This window comes from Bartonella sp. AP4SXKL (assembly GCF_042195845.1).
Classification (GTDB): domain Bacteria; phylum Pseudomonadota; class Alphaproteobacteria; order Rhizobiales; family Rhizobiaceae; genus Bartonella.
This window is the reverse complement of the sequence record NZ_JBHIPA010000007.1, coordinates 50,518-75,054: the sequence shown is the minus strand read 5'-3', so window position 1 is coordinate 75,054 and position 24,537 is coordinate 50,518. Positions and strand designations below refer to the sequence as shown.

The 24,537-nt window shown below is 33.3% G+C and carries 20 protein-coding genes, 1 tRNA gene and 1 pseudogene; 15 read left to right on the top strand and 7 right to left on the bottom strand.

What is annotated here, in order from left to right:
• Positions 1-209: 209 nt before the first annotated feature.
• A complete protein-coding gene (gene lexA, locus ACFIMI_RS05035; protein WP_273791042.1) occupies positions 210-914 on the bottom strand; it encodes a transcriptional repressor LexA in 705 nt (234 codons plus the stop codon).
• Between the two features lie 1,203 nt (positions 915-2,117).
• On the opposite strand from lexA, the gene ACFIMI_RS05030 reads away from it, so the two are divergent.
• The 11 genes and pseudogenes from ACFIMI_RS05030 to ACFIMI_RS04980 all read left to right on the top strand — a co-directional run bounded on the left by ACFIMI_RS05030 (position 2,118) and on the right by ACFIMI_RS04980 (position 11,958).
• A tRNA-Lys gene (locus ACFIMI_RS05030) sits at positions 2,118-2,193 on the top strand.
• Between the two features lie 539 nt (positions 2,194-2,732).
• The gene (locus ACFIMI_RS05025; protein ID WP_375610370.1) at positions 2,733-3,632 is read left to right on the top strand and encodes a septal ring lytic transglycosylase RlpA family protein; all 900 of its coding nucleotides are present in this window, start codon (positions 2,733-2,735) and stop codon (positions 3,630-3,632) included.
• Positions 3,633-4,721: 1,089 nt separating this feature from the next.
• Positions 4,722-5,885 (top strand): D-alanyl-D-alanine carboxypeptidase family protein, encoded by a 1,164-nt coding sequence (locus tag ACFIMI_RS05020; RefSeq protein WP_375681822.1) that lies wholly within the window; start codon positions 4,722-4,724, stop codon positions 5,883-5,885.
• Between the two features lie 28 nt (positions 5,886-5,913).
• Positions 5,914-6,558, top strand: coding sequence for a dTMP kinase (gene tmk, locus ACFIMI_RS05015; RefSeq protein WP_375613423.1), 645 nt, complete (start codon positions 5,914-5,916; stop codon positions 6,556-6,558).
• A complete protein-coding gene (locus ACFIMI_RS05010; protein WP_375692295.1) occupies positions 6,555-7,598 on the top strand; it encodes a DNA polymerase III subunit delta' in 1,044 nt (347 codons plus the stop codon). Before tmk ends, ACFIMI_RS05010 begins: the two co-directional genes overlap by 4 nt.
• 76 nt (positions 7,599-7,674) lie before the next feature.
• Positions 7,675-9,234, top strand: a complete 1,560-nt coding sequence (metG, locus tag ACFIMI_RS05005; RefSeq protein ID WP_375638404.1) for a methionine--tRNA ligase — start codon at positions 7,675-7,677, stop codon at positions 9,232-9,234.
• Positions 9,224-9,997, top strand: a complete 774-nt coding sequence (locus ACFIMI_RS05000) for a TatD family hydrolase (protein ID WP_375638403.1) — start codon at positions 9,224-9,226, stop codon at positions 9,995-9,997. The genes metG and ACFIMI_RS05000 overlap by 11 nt, the downstream gene beginning before the upstream one ends.
• A 10-nt stretch (positions 9,998-10,007) precedes the next feature.
• Positions 10,008-10,817, top strand: a complete 810-nt coding sequence (locus ACFIMI_RS04995) for an MBL fold metallo-hydrolase (protein ID WP_375638402.1) — start codon at positions 10,008-10,010, stop codon at positions 10,815-10,817.
• A gap of 109 nt (positions 10,818-10,926) precedes the next feature.
• Positions 10,927-11,286: a hypothetical protein gene (locus ACFIMI_RS04990; RefSeq protein WP_375606871.1), complete on the top strand. Its 360-nt coding sequence runs from the start codon at positions 10,927-10,929 to the stop codon at positions 11,284-11,286.
• A gap of 44 nt (positions 11,287-11,330) precedes the next feature.
• Positions 11,331-11,472: pseudogene (locus tag ACFIMI_RS04985) on the top strand (MBL fold metallo-hydrolase); the annotation flags it as partial.
• 123 nt (positions 11,473-11,595) lie between these two features.
• A complete protein-coding gene (locus ACFIMI_RS04980; RefSeq protein WP_375618144.1) occupies positions 11,596-11,958 on the top strand; it encodes a hypothetical protein in 363 nt (120 codons plus the stop codon).
• 323 nt (positions 11,959-12,281) lie between these two features.
• Here ACFIMI_RS04980 and ACFIMI_RS04975 read toward each other — a convergent pair whose 3' ends face one another.
• From ACFIMI_RS04975 to pcsA, 3 genes are read right to left on the bottom strand one after another with little or no spacing between them, the layout of a single operon-like run.
• The gene (locus tag ACFIMI_RS04975; protein WP_375613429.1) at positions 12,282-12,695 is read right to left on the bottom strand and encodes a DUF6163 family protein; all 414 of its coding nucleotides are present in this window, start codon (positions 12,693-12,695) and stop codon (positions 12,282-12,284) included.
• Positions 12,692-13,738: an enoyl-CoA hydratase/isomerase family protein gene (locus tag ACFIMI_RS04970; RefSeq protein ID WP_375638401.1), complete on the bottom strand. Its 1,047-nt coding sequence runs from the start codon at positions 13,736-13,738 to the stop codon at positions 12,692-12,694. The genes ACFIMI_RS04975 and ACFIMI_RS04970 overlap by 4 nt, the downstream gene beginning before the upstream one ends.
• 21 nt (positions 13,739-13,759) lie before the next feature.
• Positions 13,760-14,542: a phosphatidylcholine synthase gene (gene pcsA, locus ACFIMI_RS04965; RefSeq protein ID WP_375692294.1), complete on the bottom strand. Its 783-nt coding sequence runs from the start codon at positions 14,540-14,542 to the stop codon at positions 13,760-13,762.
• Positions 14,543-14,762: 220 nt separating this feature from the next.
• Here pcsA and ACFIMI_RS04960 point away from each other — a divergent pair, with 220 nt between their 5' ends.
• The 4 genes from ACFIMI_RS04960 to sodC all read left to right on the top strand — a co-directional run bounded on the left by ACFIMI_RS04960 (position 14,763) and on the right by sodC (position 18,127).
• A complete protein-coding gene (locus tag ACFIMI_RS04960; protein WP_375692293.1) occupies positions 14,763-15,989 on the top strand; it encodes a UbiH/UbiF family hydroxylase in 1,227 nt (408 codons plus the stop codon).
• A gap of 510 nt (positions 15,990-16,499) precedes the next feature.
• A complete protein-coding gene (locus ACFIMI_RS04955) occupies positions 16,500-16,844 on the top strand; it encodes a hypothetical protein (protein WP_375638399.1) in 345 nt (114 codons plus the stop codon).
• Positions 16,837-17,145, top strand: coding sequence for a hypothetical protein (locus ACFIMI_RS04950; RefSeq protein ID WP_375621249.1), 309 nt, complete (start codon positions 16,837-16,839; stop codon positions 17,143-17,145). The genes ACFIMI_RS04955 and ACFIMI_RS04950 overlap by 8 nt, the downstream gene beginning before the upstream one ends.
• Positions 17,146-17,599: 454 nt before the next feature.
• Positions 17,600-18,127 (top strand): superoxide dismutase [Cu-Zn] SodC, encoded by a 528-nt coding sequence (gene sodC, locus ACFIMI_RS04945; protein ID WP_375613433.1) that lies wholly within the window; start codon positions 17,600-17,602, stop codon positions 18,125-18,127.
• A 644-nt stretch (positions 18,128-18,771) separates the two neighbouring features.
• Here sodC and ACFIMI_RS04940 read toward each other — a convergent pair.
• The 3 genes from ACFIMI_RS04940 to ACFIMI_RS04930 form a co-directional block, all read right to left on the bottom strand.
• Positions 18,772-19,710, bottom strand: a complete 939-nt coding sequence (locus ACFIMI_RS04940; protein WP_375692292.1) for a COG2958 family protein — start codon at positions 19,708-19,710, stop codon at positions 18,772-18,774.
• 376 nt (positions 19,711-20,086) lie between these two features.
• A complete protein-coding gene (locus tag ACFIMI_RS04935; RefSeq protein WP_375692291.1) occupies positions 20,087-22,840 on the bottom strand; it encodes a DEAD/DEAH box helicase in 2,754 nt (917 codons plus the stop codon).
• Between the two features lie 22 nt (positions 22,841-22,862).
• Positions 22,863-24,503 carry a site-specific DNA-methyltransferase gene (locus ACFIMI_RS04930; RefSeq protein ID WP_375692290.1) on the bottom strand — a complete coding sequence of 547 codons (1,641 nt, stop codon included), beginning with the start codon at positions 24,501-24,503 and terminating at the stop codon, positions 22,863-22,865.
• Positions 24,504-24,537 lie beyond the last annotated feature (34 nt).

Sequence of the window (24,537 nt, the reverse complement as noted above, 5' to 3'; positions counted from 1 at the left end):
TTTAAAGCTTACTTGCCAAGCCTTGACATAAGTGAAGAACATGGAGGGAAGGGAAAGTGAAATCCGCTCGATAAGGATCTGGATTGTTTATAAACCGAATTGGGGGCATCCTTTGGCTGTGGAGAAGAAGTCAATTGCGTGTGGCACAATAAAAAAATACTCAACAGCTTCTTATTGCGATATATATCGCGTACTATAAGGTTTATTTTTTAATATTTGCGAATAAGTCCGGTAAGTTTGCCTTGTATTTCTACACGCTCGGATTCGTATGTCCGTACTTCATAATGAGGATTTGCAGCTTCTAATGCAATAGAAGCTCCTTTGCGTCGATAACGTTTTAATGTTGCTTCTTTTTTATCAATAAACGCAACAATAATTTCACCTGTTATTGCTGTATTTTGACGTTTCACAATGATCGTATCTTTATCAAAGATACCAGCCTCCATCATAGAATCATCTTTAACTTCTAATGCGTAGTGCTCACCTGTATTAACCATATCGAGTGGAAGAGAAAGGCTGTTTATTTGCTGCAGTATAGCAGAGGCGGGTACGCTTGCAGAAATACGTCCCATAATAGGAATGGTGATATTTTTTTTTTCTTCTTCATCAAAGGGACTCAAGCTTTTTGATATTTCCCTTTTATTTCTTTCTATTATACTGGGAGAAATTTTACGTGCTAAAGAAAGGTTAAATGTTATTTTCTCAGGAAGTCGAATTACCTCCACAGCACGAGCACGATTGGGCAAACGACGTATAAAACCTCTTTGTTCTAAGGCTATAATGAGCTTATGAATACCAGACTTTGAAGAAAGTTCTAATGCATTTTTCATTTCTTCAAAAGAAGGAGGAACACCAGTTTCTTTTATATGGTTATGAATAAACAAGAGTAGCTCATACTGTTTACATGTTAACATTCAATATTCCAATCAAAATAATAAAAATTAGTAAAGTAAAAATACATGTATATATAACATTTTTACAATTTTTATCGCCAAATCAAAATTATTTTCTTTGTTTTTGATCTTATCGTTTAATAAAGAAATATGTTTATTTATAGATATATTTAAATTATTATTTATATACTATATAGCTACATTAATATTAAATAATGTATAAAATATTTTATAGTTCTGACTGAATTATCTAACACCAAATTTTATGACCAGTATTATCCTTTTCTTCTAAAAATATATCTACATGTTTTGTAATTTCTGATATAAAAAAGTTAAATAGAAGGCATTCTATATATTTAGAACTCTCTATGGGTATTTAAAATCATTTTACATACTGCATATTATTTCTGCTTTTTTATTCTTAGTAAAATTATCTACAGCTCTAATAGTGAGCACAATTTATAGTCATTCGGGATATTTTCAATGAGACTAAATTTTGCTTCATATCTACTTTATTCTATAGGATAAATTGGCTTTCGTTATATATTCATTATGCATAAATAAAATTATACTCTCAAAATGCCATTGTTGCTCATTGTTCCATTTTCAGGTCTAACGTGTCAACTGCTATATACTATTTTCATGAACCCTAATGTTACGATAAATTTTGATTATTGAAAGGAGGCATAAAAGGTATTTTCATTTCTTTTTTATAGTTTTATTCTCTCACTTATATTGGTCAAGAAAATGCTTTTTATTGTTTCAATATAAAAAAGATTTGAAATGAGATAAGCTTACAGTATTTGAGACTTCTCACTCAAGTGAAAAATAATAAATTATTATAAATCAATATATTATCTTATAAAGCTGTATTCATATTTGAAAATTAAACACTAAAATATAAAGATATAAAAATAATATTATAATAAAAGGTATTTTTTCTTCTCTACCCATTATGCTCAACAACCCATGTGAGGGGAAGGGGGTATTGCTCATAATTTTAACGCTTCGAATCTATGCAATATTTTGCAGTGAAATTTTTCCTTTATTGAAACTTCAAAAAGAAGATTAAAGAGTACTTATACAATGATGAAGTAAAGGGGCGAAAACGGAAAATTATTGATAACTGAAGAAAATAATAATATTTTTTCCAAAAGGTGTTGACCAAATGGAAAGTCAACCGTATGTTCCCTTCACTTTCTGCAAACTAGATAGCTTGTGTGAGAGCGCGTAGCTCAGCTGGTAGAGCAACTGACTTTTAATCAGTAGGTCCAGGGTTCGAATCCCTGCGCGCTCACCAAATTTAAGTAATATCAATAGGCTATAAAAAATTTAAGAATCTTTTTTGTTTTGATTCTTTTTGAAGTTTTTATCGATTCTATAGTCTGTCATTTTCTATCAGCTGTTTTTGGAATAGAGCGGTGCTATGCTGTCTCCATTTTCAACAAACTTACGGATAGGGTTGTACCTGCGTTGGCAGCACATGCGGTTTCTAATTTTCTCAATCCATAGGTGGTTTTTAATACCCACTGCATTACATGATTCGCAAAACAGTTGCTAAAATCACCACTTATTCACACTTATATTATGAAATGAATTTTCTATAAGATGTTGATTTGTTTAAATTTTAATCTTTTTAACATCTACTATAGTACATTTATTTTGTATGAAAACCATAAAAAGGTTAACAATACGTTAATTTCTTGATAGAAGGGGCCAATTCAAGAGTGGTATATGCGCGAGGGAAATCATTTAAAAACGTAAATTCTTCCGTTGCGTACAAAAAGCGTGACGTGGTTTTTACAAGTAGTACTTAACAGAAATAAGTGGACTGAATAGATGCCTTCAAATAGAAAAAAGAAAATTACTTTTATGATTAAACCAACACTTCAATTGTTTTCTATGATCGTCATTTCTCAGTCACTGGTATCTTGTTGCGCAAGCCAAACTATGAATTTTTCAATAAAAGATTCCTATCATAATAAACCAATTAACGTAAACACTTCTGTACTACCTCAACAAGTATCTAATAAGAAGAATCAATCGGAAGAAAAAAAGCGTGGACGAGCGATTGTTGGTAAACCTTATCAAATAAAAGGAAAGTGGTATTATCCTCAAAGTGATCCAACTTATAAACGTGTTGGCGAAGCATCATGGTATGGTTCAGATTTTCATGGACGTTTAACTGCCAACGGTGAAATTTATGACATGAATCTTTTGACTGCTGCTCATCCTACAATGCCTTTACCTAGCTATGCTCGTGTTACTAATTTGAAAAATGGGTCTTCAATCGTTGTTAGAGTGAATGATCGCGGACCTTTTATGAAAGACAGAATCATTGATTTATCAAGGCAAGCTGCGGCAATATTGGGGTATGTAGATAGGGGGGTCGCAGATGTTAAAGTAGAATATATTGCTGAAGCACCTGTTGGCTATTATGATGCTGCATATTTAATGTCCTCTTATACTCCTGGAAATGCTGCCCCATATTCATTAGCGTCGGAAAATGTTGCGAAAAAAAGAGAAACTGTTTTGTTAAAAGAGCAGCGCAATACAAGGAACAAAAAAGAATTAGCTAAAGCAGCTGCTGTTGAACAAGAACAACGTAATAAAACTGTTGCAGTTAAATTGCCAGAAATTGGTCCTATCATGGTTGATAAGCCGATACCATTCGATCAAGTTGCTTCTATAAATAAGCTAAACAAAAAAACAAAGGTTAATTGGCTACAACTGTTTTAAGAAAAAATGCATTGATTTTTTATCTATATAATTTTCTAGTAAAAAAGGTAAGAAATTACGGATTTAGTGTAGGATTTTTATCTTAAAGCGCTTTGTCCTTTTCAAAAAGCGTGGTTGGGTTCTATTATTATAAATTCAGTACGGCCTTTCCACTCCATTGCTGGTCTATTCGTCGTTTTATGATATTGCTTGCTTAATAAAGCGTGTACTTTTCTTGCTGTAATAGCTTTTGCTAGACGAAGGTAAATTATTGTGTCAGTCTGTTTGTGTAATCTCTAAAACAACTTGTACTCTCGATTTGAGAGGAATAAAAAGCTTAACAAGTAAAAAAATATTTTCTTTTGATTCGGCCTTGCATCTTTCTAAAGTATCTACGGTAATATCTTATGAAAAGATTATGCATTATCTCATGCTTTTGTTTATCATGTTCTTTAATGGAGTAAGTTCCCTCACGAAAAACAGAGCGTCTCAAACAAAATACACTTACATTGCCAATTCATGGACTTATTTAAAAGAGACATACTTTAACACGCTACAAGCCTATTTTGCGACAGCGCCTGTGAATGGTATAACTGTTAACGCCTTTAGACATCAGCATCTTTACTCTTATGAAGATATAAATCGACACCATCATACACTTTGCAAGCCCCCAATGTTTTGTGCGATAATTCTTAACACTTGAGAGGTTTATAAGAAGTATTTTTACTCTCTTTTTTAATAATTTTTATCCATATACGAACCCTACTTATGACCCGTAAGTAAGCGATTTTTAATGAATTCAATATGAGAAGAGGGGATGAGAGAATCTTACAGTATTTTGAGTTAGCTTCAATTTTAAAATGATAATTTATCATAACAAATCAAAATACTATCAATAAAAATAGGAAAAAATCTTTTGTCTCTCATACATTTAAAATGTTAAATTGAACCTACATGGAAGATAAAAAACGTGTCATATTATTTTTTCTAAAGCTAAATGAAAATAAAATCTTTTTATGAGTTGTAAATAATTCCTCAATTTTCAGAAATCAAAAAGTTTTTTCCTATATAAGATTCTTTATGTTGATCTTTGGGATGGGAGGAGCAGCTATGTATACAGCATTAAGGATCTTATTGATATTATGGGGAGTATTGGCATTTGATACGTGGGGGAGAGCACAAGATTTTCAAACTCCCGCATCACAACTGTTATTACTCGATGATGATACAGAGACAATACTTTATGAAAAACAAAGTGATATTCCTTTTTTTCCTGCTTCATTAGTAAAATTGATGACAGCAGAAGTTGTATTTCATCAATTAAAAAAAGGATTATTAAAAAGTACGCAGAAATTCAAGGTCAGTGAAAATGCTTGGCGCAAAGGTGGAGCACCTTCCGGTACAACCACTATGTTTGCAAAGATAAAGACAGAAATCAGTGTTTCTGATCTTTTACGTGGTTTAATTATTGTGAATGGAAATGATGCTGCTATTATTCTTGCTGAAGGAATATCAGGACATGAAGATCATTTTGTAAAACTGATGAATCAGCGCGCAAAAATAATCGGATTATCTCAGAGTCATTTTGTTAATGCTACAGGGCTACCCGAAGAGGGACAATTTGTAACTGTGCGTGATATGATTATATTAGCACGTCATATTGTTCAGGAATATCCGGATTATTATGCACTTTATTGTGAGCCTCATTTTACATGGAATAATATTTTTCAACGTAATAAAAACCCTCTTATTTCTAAGGAAATTGGTGTAGAAGGATTTGGTTTTGGCTACAGTGAAAAAGAAGGTTTTTCAATGGTTGCCACCATTTCTAAAAATCATCGACGTCTTTTTTTAGCAATCAATGGTTTGCAAGATGGTAAAAAATATACAAAAGAAATAGAACGCATTCTTCAATGGGGGATGACGGCATTTGATCTCAAAACAATTTTCACAAAAAAAGAAACGGTTGGTCGTGCTTCTGTTTACGGTGGTAAGAAAAATTTTGTTCCACTCATTGTTAAAACACCAATAAGTTTTATGCTTTCGAATGAAAAAAAAGTAAATGTTAAAGCAAAAATTAAATATCATGGTCCATTGAAAGCCCCCATCGTTTCTGGGCAATCAGTTGGTGTTATTCAAATTTTAGAAGATAAAAAGATTCTTCTGGAAAAACCAGTTTTTGCCGGAATGAATATTCAGGAAGGAAGTTTCTTTGCAAAAGTAAAAAATGCATTCTATGAAATAACAATTGGATGGTTACGGAAATATTTGTAGTTACGCGCTAATAAGGTTAAGGTCATACGTGTCAGGTTATTTTATTACATTCGAAGGAGGGGAGGGGGTAGGAAAAACGGTGCAGATTTCTTTACTTGCTGAGTCTCTCTCTCACCAAGGTTATGATGTTGTTACAACACGAGAACCAGGAGGAACGCCAGGAGCAGAAGCAATCCGGCATATTTTGTTGTCGGGGCAGACGCAACAGTATGGACCGTTGATTGAAGCTGTTTTGTTTACAGCTGCACGCGCTGACCATTTTCATGAAGTTATTGCACCTTCTTTGCAAAAAGGTAAAATCGTTTTATGTGACCGCTTTATTGATTCTACACGCGTTTATCAAGGACTCAATAATAGAGTCAGTTCTTCTCTTCTTTCTGTTTTAGAGTGTATTGCGCTCAATGGTATTTTGCCTCATTTAACATTTTTATTAGATATGCCAGCAATGTGTGGTATGAAGCGTGCAAATTTACGAAGAAAAAAAACAGAAGAAATTGATTATTTTGAAAAAGATCAGTTGGAAATTCAAGAACAAAGACGTCAGGCTTTTCTTCAATTGGCCAAACAAGAACCCCATAGATTTCGAGTCATTGATGCCACTGGCTCAGTGGAAGCTATTGCTCATCAAATAAAAAATATTTGTCATCAGGTATTGTTGGATCAGCTTTCATGAGTAATTTAAATACCTTACGCCAATATGATGATATTGATACAATTTTATCACCATCCCAGAACAATGTTATCTTTGGTCATGAGGATGTGCGTCATTTTTTGACACAAATGCTTAAAGAAGAGCGTTTGCATCATGCATTATTATTTGAAGGAGAATACGGGATTGGAAAGGCTACATTAGCCTTTCATCTTGCTTGGAACATTTTAAGTTTTCAACAGAGTTCTTTCTTGAAACCCGATCCTTATTCTACCCCATGGCGCCAAATTACACAAGGAAGTCACCCTGGTCTTTTGTATATTTCACGTCGATTTGATGTGAAAACACAAAAGTTTAAAACAGGAATACTCGTTGATGATATCCGTGATATTATGCATTTTTTAAGTCGAACATCGCAAGATAATGGATGGCGTATTGTTATTATTGATTCTGCAGATGATATGAATAGAAATGCAGCAAATGCAATTCTCAAAATACTTGAAGAACCACCTACAAAAACGTTATTTGTTATTATCGCACATTCTTCAGGAAAATTGCTTCCAACAATCCATTCACGGTGTCAAAAAACTTCTTTTCGTCCGTTGAATAACGATGAAATGAAAAAAGTTATTATACATATTTTCGCCGATCAGGATTTACCTGATGAAAAAACAATTGAAATGATTATTAAAAAATCTAAAGGAAGTCCTCGAAAAGCCGCTTTACTTATTTGCCATGGCGGTCTTGAAGTTATTAAAACAATTGATGCTCTCCTAGAGAAACCTGTTTGTAATGCAACGATTGTACATACTCTTGCACAAACATTTTCATCTGCTTCTTCTACATTCCAATTTCAACAATTTTGTGATGAAATTCTTAATAAAATTCAAAAAAAAGCTATCATGCTCGTTGAAAAGGGAGACTTATTTCTCTCAAAAAAATATGCGGAAAAATGGCAGGAGATTCATCAAGAAATAGAGGAAATACAACTGTTTAATCTCGATAAAAAGCAGTTTGTTATTAACTTACTTTTTAAAGTTCATAAGATCATTCATGAGAATTAGTTTTTCCGTGACAATGCGATGAACAAGCGTTATGTCATTATATCTTCTATTTATAGCGTTTTACAACGAGTATGACATGCGTGACACATATTACATAACAACTCCCATTTTTTATCCTAATGCTGCTCCACATATTGGACATGCTTATAGTGCCATTACAAGCGATGTTTTAGCCCGCTTTCAACGGTTAAACGGAAAAAATGTATTTTTTCTTTCTGGTACAGATGAGCATGGTCTCAAGATGCAACAAACCGCAGCTGCATTAGGCATGACACCTCAGCAACTTGCAGATCGTAATAGTGCGGTGTTTCAAAAAATGCTTGCAGTATTAAATTGTTCTAATGATGATTTTATCCGTACGACAGAAGAACGCCATTATCAAGCTTGTCAAGAAATTTGGAAAAAGATGGAAGCAAATGGCGATATTTATCTCGGTCGTTATACGGGGTGGTATTCGGTTCGCCAAGAAGCGTATTATGAAGAGAAAGATACAGAAGTTGGAGCAGACAACATCCGTCGCGAGAAGGAATTAGGCTCTCCAGTTGAATGGAATGAAGAAGAAAGTTATTTTTTTAGACTTTCTGGTTATGAAAAGGCTCTTCTTGAATATTATGAAAAATATCCTGATTTTATTTTGCCACTTGAGCGGCGTAATGAAATTATAAGTTTTATCAAATCGGGATTAAAAGATATCTCTATTTCACGCACAAGTTTTAACTGGGGAATTGCTGTTCCTGAGAATCCAAAGCACGTGATGTATGTCTGGGTTGATGCGCTTACAAATTATCTATCAGCAATAGGTTTTTTCAATGAAAATTCAAAAAAACGTGATTTTTGGCCTGCAAATACGCATATTATTGGTAAGGATATTATTCGTTTTCATGCAGTCTATTGGCCGGCATTTTTAATGTCTGCTGGAATTGAATTGCCTAAAAATATTTTTGCACATGGTTTTTTACTTAATCGTGGTGCAAAAATGTCAAAATCTATTGGAAATGTCGTTGATCCTTTTGAAATGGTTGATCATTATGGTCTTGATCAGGTCCGTTATTTCCTTCTCCGTGAAGTGCCATTCGGACAAGATGGTAGTTATAGTCATGAAAGCCTTGTGAACCGTATTAATGCTGATCTTGCTAACGATCTTGGTAATTTAGCACAGCGCTGTTTGTCTATGATTGCCAAAAATTGTAATGCACAAGTCCCGAAACCAGCTTTATTTTTAGCTCAAGATAAACAGCTTTTAGAACAATCTCTTCAAGTACTTGAAACTGTACACCAAGCTATGTCTTCTTATAGTATGCATTTAGCACTTTCAGCTATTTTTTCAATTGTAGCAGATGCCAATCGCTATTTTGCCAACGAACAACCTTGGAGTTTACGTAAAAACGATCGAGAACGATTTTCTACAGTTCTTTATATAACTGTAGAAATCTTGCGGAGAATAGGAATTATGCTTTTGCCTTTCATACCCCAATCAGCAACGAAACTTCTTGATAGCCTTGCGGTTGCTGAAGATGATCGGTTATTGTATCATATAAGTCATTCAAAAATTCAAGAAGGGCTTGATCTTCCACCACCAGAACCAATTTTTCCTCGTTATATCTTGAAGAAAGAAGACACTCATCATGTTGATTGATACACATTGTCATCTTGATTTTGAAGACTTTTCACAAGATTTGGATAATGTTATCCAACGGGCTTTAGATGCTGACGTTAAACGTATGATAACAATTTCAACCCATGTTCATAAGTTAGATAAACTGTTAGCCATTGCGCAAAGCTATGATCAAGTCTTTTGTTCCGTTGGAACACACCCCAATCACGCGCATGAAGAACAAAATATTACAGCGGAAGAGCTTATACAGCTCTCGAATCATCCTAAAATTGTTGCGTTTGGGGAAGGGGGCCTTGATTATCATTATGATTACTCTACACCAGAAGAGCAAAAGAAAGTTTTTCAAGAACATATCATTGCTTCTCGAGAAACACAGATTCCTCTTGTTATACATTCACGCAATGCCGATATCGATATGGAGAAAATATTACGTGAACAGATAAAAGAAGGAGCTTTTCCCTTTATCCTTCATTGTTATTCGTCTGGAATGCAACTTGCTCGTGCTGGAATTGAACTTGGTGGTTATATTTCTTTTTCGGGTATTCTTACTTTTAAAAACGCACTTGAAATCCGTGAAATAGCAAAAATTGTGCCCCATGAGCATTTGTTAGTGGAAACAGATGCTCCATTTTTAGCACCTAGTCCCCATCGGGGCAAAACAAATGAACCATCTTTTGTATGTTATACAGCAGCTGTTTTGGCTGAAACAATTGGCTTAAGCATTGAAGAAACAGCTCAAATAACAACGCGTAATGCTTTTCGTTTATTTAGCAAAATGAAATAAGGCAAAAGATATGTGTGATCAATACCGATTTACAATATTAGGTTGTGGTCCTTCTCCAGGAGTGCCAAGACCTAATGGTGATTGGGGAACATGTGATCCGAATAACCCTAAAAATAAACGCTACAGAAGTTCTTTATTAGTTGAACGTATTAAACCTTCAGGAGGCAAAACAACGATCGTTATTGATACAGGTCCAGATTTTCGCTCACAAATGATCGATGCGCGTGTAAGCCATCTTGATGCTGCTCTTTACACGCATTCTCATGCAGACCATATCCACGGTATTGATGATTTACGCAGCTATGCACTTGCACAAAAATGTTTAATAGATATCTATGCCGACAGATTTACACTAGAGCATCTCAAAAGTGCTTTCGGATATTGTTTTCAAACTCCAAAAGATTCATCTTATTCTCCCATTTTAAAAGAGCATCTTATCAATGAAGATAGCCAATTTATTATTCAGGGGCAGGGCGGAGAAATAAGCGTCAATACACATTTACAACACCACGGAAACATTCATTCCTTAGGTTTTCGGATTGGGAACGTTGCCTATTGTACGGATGTTAGTGAATTTCCTGAAAAAACATTATCCAAATTAATGGGTTTGGATGTTCTCATCATCGAAGCCCTTCAATTTAAATCTCACCCAAGTCATTTTTCTGTTGATCAAGCATTACAATGGATAAAATATTTAAAGCCAAAACAAGCAATACTCACACATATGGATAGATCGCTGGATTATAATGCAGTCGTAAATTACGTTCCATCCTATGTAAAACCTGCGTATCAGGGCCTTACTTTCGAAACAACTGCATAAGCTTATTCATACAATATTTTACGTTAAATAAAGTTTTTTGAAGATTATCCTTTATTTTGTTTTATTTTTGACATAAATATCACTTTTTTATGTTTAAAATGAGGTTTTTATGTATAAGAATTTTAAGCGGGGTGTATGTATTGCCGTTTTAGCAGTTTCCTTGACAGCATGTGGGGGGCGTTTAGAAAAAAATATTGCAACGACAACATTACATGATGGATCAATGAGTTGCACCGATATTCAACGGGAGTTTTTTGCTAATAAACGACAGATTAATGATACAATTAGAGAGCGTTCTACAGCAAGAAATAAAAATGTAGCTTTAGCAGCGGCAGGTGTTGTATTTTTACCTGCTCTGTTTTTTATGGATCCTAAATCCAGTGAAAGCAATGAAATTTCGGCTTTAAATAATCGTAATGCTGTTTTGAGTGATCTTGCACGTATGAAACGTTGTAAAATAGTACAGTAATTTTTCTTATTTATCATATGTAATTTCATTTTTTGGTCTTTAAGGAATATACCTTAAAGACCAAATCGAAATTAATGGATTTGGATGTTCTCATCATTGAAGCTCTACTCACACATAATTACAATGTGGTCGTAAATTACGTCCCATCCTATGTAAAACCTTGCATATCAAGGTCTTACTTTTTAAACAGATGCGTGAACTTATTAACGAAATATATTTTTGTTGATAGTATATTTGTTAAAATTTTAATCTTACTTTTGCTCTATTTAAATCTCATTAAAAACATTTTGTGTTAAAAGTGAGGTTTTTATGTATAAAGAAAATTTTAAATGGGGTGTATGTATTGTCGTTTTAGCGTTTTTTTTGACAGCATGTGGGGGGCGTTTAGAAAAAAATATTCCAGTTACCACATTACATGATGGAACAATGAGTTGTTCTGATATTCAACGGGAATTTTTTGCTAATAAGCGCCAAATCGATGCTACAATTAGAGAGCGTTATAAAGCAAGAAATAAAAATGCGGCTTTAGCAGCAACAAGTCTTGTATTTCTTCCTGCTTTGTTTTTTATAGATCCTAAATCCAGTGAAAGTAATGAAATTTCAGCTTTAAATAACCGTAATGCTGTTTTGAGTGATCTTGCACGTACGAAACGTTGTCAAATAGCACAATAATTTTTCTTAGTTTTATTATACGTAATTTCATTATCACTATCACTATTTTTGGTCTTTAAGGAATGTACTTTAAAGACCAAATTTTATTTTAAAAGTAAATTGTATGATATAAATATGATGATGTTTTAAAGGAGGGTTTTCTTTTTGGATAAAGGATTTATCTTCTGCATCATATTATCGCATAATATATATTATGGAACTTTATGGAGAAGTATAGCTAGCATCAGTGTTTTGAGGAACGAAGCTTTAAAATGAGCTACTTGAGCTAGTTAAGTTAGCTAAGATCGAAAATTGAGCCTGTTATTCTGGCTCGAAAATTTTAATCACAATGTTTTTTTATTTTTTACTCTTTTAAAAAAAATAATTACAATTTGTAGTACTATAAAAGCTAAAAACAATATTCCATGAAATAATGGTACAAATGGCTGATAAATAAAATCGGAATAATATATTGTTATTGCTTCAATCAACGCTGCAATACACCACACAATGATACCCCATAGTGAATACATCCAAAGTCCAACTAAGGCAATAGGATAGAGAATAGCCAATATAGCTGATGCAAATTGCCACTGCCAAGGCATAAGATCAAAACGCCATAGAATACCTGGAAAAACACCAACAAGGCGTATCCAATAACAAATACCTAGAACTAAGCAAATAAATGCTAAAAACCGTAAGTAACAGTTATAGATTAAATTGATTTTTGAAATCTGTTTGTGAGAATTATTTTTCACAATAATAACTCTTGTTCAACAGGTTGGAAGTAAGAATCTACCATTTCATCTGTCACATTTGAAAGTTTATCTGGTTGCCATTGAGGTCTTTTATCCTTATCGATTAACATAGCACGTATACCTTCATAAAAATCATGTGAATGAATCATATGATACGCTATGCGGTTTTCAATTTTCATACAATCTTCCAACGTTTGAGATGAATTTTGTTTCATTTGTTTCCAGATAACTTTTAAACTTGTCGGAGAACGTGACTGCAAAATATCATAACATTCTTTAGCAAATAAAACATCTTCATTGCTTTTTTTATGTAGCAACTCGAGACATTCTTCTAAGGTATGGGCACTAAAACAAGTGTTAATAATACAACGTATTTCATGACTTGTTTCATAGTCTTTTGTAATTGTTCGCTCGTTTAAAGCTAAAGTAGGATCTCCTTGCTCAATAACAGCTTTTCTAATCATATCGAATTCAGTTTCAGCAACGGCGTGTGTTGCTAATCCTAAATTTAAGCAATCTCCCCACTTTATACGTGCGCCCGTTAATGCAAGATAGATACCAAAATGATTGGGAAGAGATGGTAAGAAAAAACTTGCACCTACATCTGGGAAAAATCCAATCGCACCTTCTGGCATAGCAAAAACTGTATTTTCTGTAACAATTCGATGCGAGCCGTAGAGAGAAATACCTACCCCTCCTCCCATCCAAATACCGTTTAAGAAAGAAATGTAGGGCTTTGAAAAATGTTTGATATAAGCATTTAAACTATATTCATTTCTAAAGTATTGACAAGCAGCAGCACTTTTCCCCATATGATAGATTTCTACAACATCTCCACCAGCACAAAAAGCACGCCCCTCCCCTTCAATTAAGACACAAGAAACATTATCATCTGTTTCCCATGTTCTGAGAGCTTTTTTTAAAGCTGAAACCATTCGTTGATTAAGAGCGTTTAATGCTGAAGGACGTGTGAGCTTTATAATACCAGCACGCCCTTCTTTCGTAAAAGAAATATCATCATCTGCTCCAAAATTAATTTGCATCTCACACCCTTCTTAAAACAATTATTTCATTGTTTTTTTTATACTTTTTGCCCCAAGTTTAGGAAATGTTTGCATGATTGCGCCAATACAATATATATAAATTCCTGTTACCGAAATTCCTATTTTAACCCAATAGGGAGCCTCTAGTTGATAAAAGAAGGCAGAAACACCAAAAAAACACCATAAGAGAAAAATGGGAAAATTAATTCTACGTAAACGAAGGACTCTTACTGGATGAATAAAATAAATTGGCAAAAAAGATATAATCGCCGATAGAACAATAATGATAAAAGTAATCCACTCTCCTGGTCTGACTACAAAAAGCGTAAAAATCATCATATTCCAAACAACAGGAAATCCTTTAAAAAAGTTTTCTTTGGTTTTCATACTAGTATCTGCATAATAAATAGCAGATGAAATAACAATAATTGCACTCAATGAAAATGATAACCCTATCCCCATGAAACCACTTTGATAGAGTGCAAAGGCAGGAATTAAGACATAAGTCACGTAATCAATAATATTATCTAACAGCTCTCCAGACCATGTTGGAAGAACGTACTTAACATCAAGTTTGCGTGCAATTGGTCCATCTATACCATCAACGAGAAGAGCAAGCCCAAGCCAACAGAACATAGCTGTCCATTCTTTTTGAGAGGCTGATATAAGAGAAAGAAACGCTAAAAATGATCCCGAAGCTGTTAGTAAATGAACGGAAAAGGCCTTTGCTTGTGGCATTGTTACTTTTTTATGGCGTAATAATTTAGCATTTGTTTTGATTTTCTTTGTTAATTTACGTTTCAAGGTTTTCTTATCCTCGTTTTAAAGTCTTCAACCATCTATCAATACGCCATTTTTTAACGATGATATAACTCAGCATTTAAAAAAATCATAAAAAGGTTACTTTTTTATATCGCATTATTTATTACATACTATAATAATAGAAGAGCTTCATATAATAAAAAGAGAGAGATCATTTGGAAATGTTAAAATATTTTCTCAATGAATAAAGGTTCAAATCGTTGTGATATTTGAAAAGGAAGAGCATAAAGATATTGCTGTTATTGGTGCAGGTCCTGTCGGAATGTTAGCCGCGCTGAGTCTTGCACAGAAGGGGCTTTCTGTTTTTCTTGTTGGGCCCCCTGCTCATACAGATGAGTTACGGACAACGGCTCTTATGATGCCCGCAATACGCACGCTTCAAAAACTCAATATTTGGGATAATCTTCAAAAACATGCAGCTGCTTTATCGTCCATGAGAATTATAGATATAACTTCTAGAATTGTGCATGCTCCTACGGTGCATTTTTCTTCTACTGAAATTGGCGAAAAAGCTTTTGGCTATAATATACCTAATGTAAAATTGAATAGTGCTTTAGTCGACGCTGTTACACATACGCCCAATATTACAAGATTTGTTTCTGCAGCCAAATCTGTTCATCACACAAAAAACCATGTATGCATTACTCTTGCTGATCATAGAATTATTCAAGCACCACTTGTTGTTGCAGCTGATGGACGTCACTCTCTTACACGTGCAGCAGCAGGGATAAGTGTGAAACAGTGGAATTATCCACAAAAAGCACTTGTTCTCAACTTTTCTCATGAGTTTTCTCATCAAAATACATCAACTGAATTTCATACAGAACACGGTCCATTTACACAGGTTCCACTACCAGGACGAAGATCTAGTCTTGTATGGGTTGTTCATCCTTCCCGCGCTGAGGAATTATTAAATATAGAACCAAAAACAATTGCAAAAATGATCGAAAACCAAATGCAATCAATGCTTGGAAAGCTAAGCTTAGAAACATCAATTCAAGCATGGCCGATTTTCGGACTTCTTTCTCATCATTTTGCTGCTAATCGAACAATTTTAGTGGGTGAAGCCGCTCATGTTTTTCCCCCTATTGGGGCACAGGGATTAAATTTAGGATTCCGTGATGTCCAAACTTTAATTGATATTTTACCCAATAAAATATCCAATTCTAACTCTGAAATGATTGTTGCACATTATAACAAATGCCGCAAACCAGATATATTAATCCGAAGTGGAGCTGTTCATACACTGAACTCTGCTCTACTTTCTCATATGTTGCCTGTTCATATCATACGAAGCATTGGGCTTGGTTTGTTGCATAGTTTCCCACCATTACGTAATTTATTTATGCGCGAAGGAATGTATCCCGGTTATGGATTCAAGGAAATTATGCAAATATTTCCAACAAAATCATCAAAACAGCTCTACTAAGCAATAATGAATAATAACGTAAGATAAAAAATAATAAATTGTATTTTGAATCATATCTATTACTGATGTAAAAAAATATTTTTGTTCTTTCTAAGAAGTAACAAATTATATTAAAATAATTAATTATATTTATTGATTTATTTATAATAATAACATGTTTAATTAATATAACTGTAAATTATTTTTTATTAAAAATTATTATATTATTTAGTATGTTGATATGAAATAAGAGAAAACTGAATTATAGACTACAAATTAAATTATAAAGATATCTTGCTAAATCATAGCTGTTAAATTTAGAACTATAAATAAAATGAAAAATAATACCGTTTTGAAAAATTTATTTTATTAAATTAATTTTAATAAGAAAATAAATAAAAACAGTTTTATTTAATCAATATATTTTCAAAAATTTTTATTGTTAAGTATAATATTAAAAATAAAATCATCTTTGGAACCTGTTAGTAACACAGAGGTTAATGAAGTGTTGTTTCAACAAATGGTAACAAGATGACACTAAATAATTTTTTGAAATTAAGTACTTTTTTTATAATGATTGCATGTGTCTCGTTGATAGTCACGACTTCAATAAGTGAAGTTTTTTACCTTCCTTATTGTCAAACCTTTACCTATAGCTCTACTCAAAAGGTCACTAAAATAGGTCAGAACTCATTTACTGCTTCACAAGTTAAAAATTGTCTTATGCAAAATGGTTTTGAGAATATTAAACGATTGCGCTTAGATGACAATGGTATCTGGCGTGCTTTAGTAAAATTTAAAAAGTCCCATTTTTTCGTATCCGTTGACTATTCAGGAACAGTTAGCATTCAAAATGAAAGAAAAGAATATGATTGATTTAAAAACTTACAGCAACGTTTCTTTTCACAGCTGTAAGAAAAAAAAATTAAAAAAGTGCTACCATTCTATTAAAGAATTTGCTTTCATTGGCGGTTTAAATGGTAGCATATCAGGAGCTATCGCGGCAACTCTTGCAGCTTATGGTTATATTGCTCTTCCAGGATTTGGTCCAGTTATCGCAATGGGTATAGGAGTAGCACTTTCTGCCGGAATAATAATAGGAGCACTGATAGGATCAGGAATGGGAGGGAGTGTCGGTATATGCTGTATTTTATTGGGAAATTTATATGAATCATAATAATTTTTTCTCTTATAAATTTCATAATGAATAGAAATTTCTCGTCATTTTTTCTATGAAAAACAATTAAATCATCAACAAATTATATGTTCTTTTTTTGATGAAACGATTATCATATTATAAATGAAATAACATCTAACTTACTAAAATTCCTTATTTAATTTCTTATTATACCTCAAAAAGTAGATTTTTTAAAAGCATCTCTTGAAGAAATGTAAGTGAGATATAATTATCCATCCATAAAAGCTGTATTTTTTATAGATCAAAAAATAAAAGTTATGTTCAGAAATATATATAAACACACTTTAATTTATTTGCTCTTTCTAATAACAGAATATTTCTATGTAAATTATTTTTCTTAAAGTTAAATTTAAGACATTTATATAATATATCATTAATATAGATTGTTATTTATAGACAACAATATATTAAAATATAAGTATAAAGGTATTTTATGAAAAAAATATTATTATCATTATTGTTTTTTATGGCATTTTTAATTCATAAAAATTCTGCATTAGCACTATCAAAACAAGTAAATATTTATAAATTAGAATATAACAATTCCAAAAAGGCTATTGGTAGCATTAAAATTGAAGAAACCACATACGGTTTGATTTTCATCCCTAATTTATCTACTTTATCAGAAGGAATGCATGGTTTTCATGTACATGTAAATCCTTCATGTGATACAAAAGATGGCATAATTGGTGGAAGCGCAGGTGGACATTATGATCCGGAACATACCGGAAAACATTTAGGACCTTATAATGTCAATGGTCATCTTGGTGATTTACCAGTACTTTATGTTGATAAGCAGGGATATGCCATAATGAGCGTTCTTGCTCCACGATTAAAAAAAATCTCTGAAATTAAAGGGCGCTCTTTAGTCATTCATTTAGGGGCTGATAATCAATCAGATAAACCATTACCGCTTGGCGGAGGTGGTGCACGTTTAGCGTGCGGTATTATTGAAAAATAAAGAGAGTATTGTGGCAGACTGCGACAGTACACACTTCCTTTACCATAAGGTGTGAGAGAAATTTATTTTTTAAATCTATTTCAAGAAATTGAGTAAACTATGTGAATATTTTATAAAATTAATGTTTTTTTGAATGTTTACTTCGGATAACAAAAAGCTTAGTAATCATCAAAACGAACAGCAATGGAAATTAAAGAAATAGTAGTGTAAATTCTCCGTAAGAAGACTTCAATATGAGGAAGTGATATTTTCCATGCTTGATGTAAACAAAGCAAAAAAGTCGAATTTCACCCTCTATAATAGCAAATTTATAATAAATTATAATCATTAAGTCTAGTATCTAATGGAATCACGCTCAATGCACAAAATAGAACAGGCTTAAAACAGAATTTTTACTCTTCCCCTACTCAACCCTACTCATGAGGTACGTGAGAAAAATTTTAATTGATACAATATCAATATGAGATGGTTTGAAAGGATTGAATACTAGGATATTCATTCCCCTCATTTAAGTTTAAAGACTAATTATCATTAGTAAATCAACATATTATACCAATATAATAAGACAAATAAAATAGTTAGAGTAATTTTTCATCATTCTGAAAAAAGGCTTTTAAACAATAGAGTCTTTTTAAAAATACCCCTCATAGATACATATGATCCCAATCTAGAGGATGCATCTCACCAGTTTGATAAAATTGACGAATGAGCTTAATATAATCAAGAAAATCTTTGTTTTCTTCCACTAATCTATTAGCAGTATCCCAGTCAATATCACTACGTTCTTTGGCAGGAATTAATATCTCACTCTCGGAAGAGTTTTCCTTATTAAGTCTTATAAATCCAATTCCATGCAAACTTGAAAGCATCCGAAGCTCTTTTAATGTATCAACTCCTTCAATTTCACTAGCTACTAAATAACTCAAATTAGCCCATGAAGAATTACTAACTGTTTGAAAAAATGCTTTTCGTAAATTTGAACGATTGATGAGAATTTTTACTTCAAAAGACCAAAGCTTTGTCTTTTTATCAAAATATTGCAAAACACAGTCTTTGATTTCACGATTCCATTCCTTGCTTAAATCTTGCATCCCTACGAGATCTGGATAAAGCCATTTATTTCCGCCTGCACCATGTTTATTACGAGAACATTTCTCATTAATGCGCTTGCTATAAACTGCAAGCTCTGACCATAAAAATTTAGATAATAACGGATAAAGATCATGCTCTTTAACAGAGCTACCTTCTGTTCTACTCTTTGCATTGTCCTCTATTGCGTCAATTTCAGCACTATCTGTTTGTTTAGTAAAATAATATTGTCGCGGTCGTCCTTCAGTGGTTTTAATTTCTGAATAACGCTTTTGTAATTGAGGGCGCTGCGATCCTATTTCAGCAACAATTTGCTGAATAAGAGCTGCATCACTATTAAGGGGAGTGATTATTGCCGTTGAATGCTTTTGTTTTTGGCGGCATTTTTCTGGGTAATTTTCAAATATCCATTGAGCAATTTCTCGAGCTGTAAACTTTTTTGTCGGGTTTTTCTTTAAAAAATTAAAAACAGTGTTTGTTAAATTTAAAGTCATATGAAAAACTCCCCCTTTTATCCTCTGGGTATTTCATTATATTCAGGCGTTTTAAATGAAAGAACAATAAACTGTTTAAGTTTTAAAAAAAAAGAACATTTATCAAATTACTCAATAAAATTAAAATATTTTTTTAATTTATGACTATAACTCAAAGATCTTTTCACATAACGAAAATAAGATTGTACTTTTATAAAAAATTGTAAATGGACTACAAATTCCCATACAAAAGCATAATCTTGTATAACTTTTCTATACATTTTTCTTTTTATTTTAACGTCGTTAGAAAAAAGTTAAAAATAATTATTCAAACATTTGATTAAACCTCACACCCGTCAATTAAAAAACTTATGTGTTTTATTTTTGAAGCAAAAAGTTATGAGCTCTCAAGTATAGATTCTGAAATGGTAAACTCTGCACACAAACCTTCAAAACTACTATTTGCTTTAATAGCATCATGGGGAATAAGAACATAATACCATTTTTTATCGCCATAAGTCGCCGCATAGCGCGTTGCATGACAACACCATTGAACTGCAGCTTCTCTCTTTTTTAAAACAATAGGATTTTGCATTTCAGAGGCTTTTTTAGGCTCACAAAGATATTTGGCATCCTTCGTTTCTACAACAAAGTCTGGTTCATAGATTGATCCTTTATCATATTCTATCTTGAAAAAACCTCGAGCGGGTTTCATCCATTTCAAGACTTGTGCATCATCCTCTAATATTTGAGCAAATCGTAATTCCCCTTCTACTGAATCAAACTTTTGTAAAGGATAACAGCATTTTCTAAAGCCGCTGAATACAAGTTTTTTAATATCGCTTTTAATGGCAGGAATATTACGAAAGTCAAGAGGAGACGTCCCTTGCGGCAACACATAATGGATAGGTTGTAAAGTTGTAAAACCTCGTGTAACTTTAACCGCATAATCTTTTTGCGTTTCCCATTGATGTTCTCTTAATTGCGCAACAATAAAACTAGTAAGCTTGTGCTGATAGTGAATTAATACGTTCTCAACAGCTGTATCATTGGGTAAATAAGATCGGAAATGTTCTACTATCTGACTAGCTAATTTTCGTAATAAGAGCGTATGGTTATCATAATCGACAAAGTCATTATCAATCAAACCACGAATGATGTAGTTTTCAAGATAAGGCTCTTTGACATATTCATTCTTAGATGTGAGAAAAATGCTTTTATGGGTACGCAATTCTCGAATTAAAAGTTCTTTACTAACAGGTTGAAAATTTAAGTTTTCTAAATTTTCCAAATCAAAATCATAAAAACCATAAGTAACATCACGCGAAGGAATGAGTATAATATTTGGAATATCTATTATCAGTTCTGTTAATTGTTTTGTCAGAATTGTCAGCACTTTTGATACAAGAGACTTTTGTGATGAAGGCTTAATATTCATAACTTTATTAGCAATTTTTTCTTGTATCTGTGCAGAACAAAGCATTTGAGAACTTGGCAATTTATCATTCTCTTTGATAAGATCCCACGCGATCGCTGCAATATCTTGCTCTTCAGGTGTTAATGTAGGGGAATCTGTATGACGTAATATGATACCTTGTAAATCAGAAAATGCTCCATTTATATCGGAATTACGTATTACCATCGTTTGCATCAATAAAGCTTCTACTTGACTTGGAACTGTCACTATATCGGTCTTTTCAAAGGGGATATTCCCTCCTGTTCCAATCTCAATATGCTTTTTTATAATTGAGTTTGGATCGTTTGCACGATCAATAATATCTTGAAAACGATCATGCGCAATAATTGTTAAACGATCAATAGCTTCCACGCCTGTTCTATACCCATAAGGCAAACGCAATCCACGCCCAATTGTTTGCTCTGTTAAAATTTCTGAAGCCGATGCACGCAACGGTACAATAGTATAGAGATTCGTAACATCCCACCCCTCCTTTAATTTATTAACGTGAATAACAATTTCTGTTGAGTCATGAGAATCTTCAATTGCAATCAGCTTTTGAATATTTTGATCTTCTTCTATATTCGACTGTTTTGTATGAATCTCTATAACTTTTCCCTTATAAGCTCCTGCAAAAAAATCATCTGATTCCAATAAATCACGCAATTTCTGTGCATGATTTGTATCTTGAGCGACAACTAAAATAAAAGGCTTAACGAACTTTTTGTTATAATCTTTTGCATAGACAATTAAATCTGCTTTCACGTTTTCATGGGCATGAATTGCATCTTGTAATTTGATATGTTCTAATTGTTCAGATGTATAATTTTGAGGTTGAAAATCTTTACGTGTAGCAACAGCAGGCTCTTTTACAAAACCATCTCTCATAGCCTCTGCAAGTGAATAACTATAGACAACATTTTTAAAATCTACGGGTTTTGCACCTATTGTTTTTGGTGTCGCTGTAAGCTCTATTCCTAAAACAGGTTTTAACTCATTAATTGCTGCCGCACCAGCAGAAGCTCGATAACGATGTGCTTCATCCATTAACAAAACTAAATCAGGAAGATTTGCGAGATAATCAAAATAACTTTCACCAATCGTTTCTTGTAAGCGTTTAATTCGCGGAATACTAGATTTTAGTGCGCCTTTTTTATTATCCGTTGTATTAATTTTAGAAATATTAAAAATATTGATAAAGGCCGTATCTCCATTCTCAAACAAACGCTTTTGTCCTTGAATATGGTGTTCATCAACGCGAATACCTTTACCACTTTCATAATCTTCACCTGTAATAATAACGGGTCTATTGGCAATAAATTCACTCATTCCACTGAAAACATACTTCGGACTTTGGGGACTAAAATCCTGTTTTAACTTTTCATAAATAGTCAAATTTGGCGCTAAAACAAAAAAATGGCGACTACGACCTGTTAAATAAAGATAGCTGATAAAAGCCCCCATAAGTCGCGTTTTCCCAACACCCGTTGCTAAGGCAAAACAAAAAGAGGGAAAGTTTCGTTCAAAATCTTGTACAGAAGGATAAAGATTTTTTATCACTTCTAACTCTGCAACCAAATCAGCATTTTTAGAAAGCTCTATATTTTCTAAGATTTTTACCAAAATATTTAAAGATTCACGTTGAGGATCACGCAACGATAAGCGAGCAGAAATCCTTTTTTCAACAGTGTTCATGAAAAACTCCGCTTTTTATATATTATTCAAATAGATCTAATTCTGCTTGCGCAATATCTTTATTTTTGCTGTTTTCTTTTACCACAATTACTGGTTCAAGATTGGCTACATTTAAACTGTAATCGTCCCTTCCCCATTCGCATTTTTCTAATATTGCACGGGGGATTTTAGTGAGTGTCAGATTTTCAAAGGATGCTGATTTTGTATCAAAGGCTGTACCACAAATCAGCAACGTGCGATGAGAGCCTACCTCTTCACTCATTATACGGAGTTGTTCATGGGTCATAGCGCTTGTTGTGACATAAATATAATCTGTTTCGGTTGAATACCCTTGCATCCAATAATGATTTTCATCAGGTGCATAGGTAAATCCCATATGTTTGCACATTGCTTCTGAAAGCATCGCAGCATTATATTCGCGACGAATAATCCATTGTCCCCATGGATCCTTTTGCAACAGAGAAGGTGCAAGGCGATAATAACGGAATCCACCGCCACCTTGCCAATTGACACTTTTGGAAATTCCCCCTTGATCAGTTCCATCAATGACTTGTTTTAAACGAGGGATAATGTGGGTGTGACAATGTTCACCAAGTTCAATCATAATCCACTTTCTTCCCATTTTATGAGCAACAGCACCGGTTGTGCCGGAACCCGCAAAAGAATCTAAAACAAGATCACCAGGATTAGTGGCAAGTTGAATAATGCGTTCCATTAAACGTTCCGGTTTAGGAGTTGTAAAGACACTATCAGAATTGAAGACTTTGGCTTCTTTTTTTGCATCTTGATTATGGCCAACTTCCTGATAAGGCCAAATGGTCATTGAAACCATACCATTTTTTACCTCTGATAAAAAACGTTTCATAGAAGGAACATTACTTCCTGTTGGACCAAACCAAACACGATTATCTTCTAATAGCTTAGCAAATTTTTGTTTACTAACGCGCCAACTCGTTCCAGCAGGAGGCATCACACTGCGCCCAGAAGGCGTAACAATTTCATAAACATCTTTTAAATTCATAGTCTTAACTGAAAGATTATCTGATTTCCAAGGACCGCGAGGATCATTATCAGGATTTTTATAGCGCGCATCCATATCGCTTGAACGAGGAAGCAATTGAGGGCGCCAAATCGTTTTATCTTTAGCATAAACCATTATAAAATCATGATTATCAGAAAGCCATTTTGTATCATTTTGTGGAGCATATTTCTTTTGCCAAATAATATTGTTGATGAAATTTTGGCGACCAAAAATTTCATCCATCATCACTTTAAGATAAGCTTGTTCATCATCATCAATGGAAATCCAGATACTTCCATCATCCGCCAGTAAATGATGTAACAATTCTAGCCTATCTCTCATAAGGCTGAGCCATATGGAATGCTCTAAACCATCTTCATAATGTTCAAAGGCATTGCCTGTATTATAAGGCGGATCGATATAGATACATTTTACCTTCCCCATATATTCTTGTTCAAGCGCTTTGAGTGCGAGCAAATTGTCACCAAAAATAAGTTTATTATCAAAAATATCCTGGGATGATATTCGATGCGAAGCGTGATAAGATTTTTCAAGATCTTCTAATAAGATACGAGGCTCTAGTTTTGGGCGTTTTTCTTTTCCAATCCAAGTGAGTTCTAGTTTTTGTTTATTATAACTCATGCGATCGTCCTTAAATTCAAATGCTTGTGAAAAG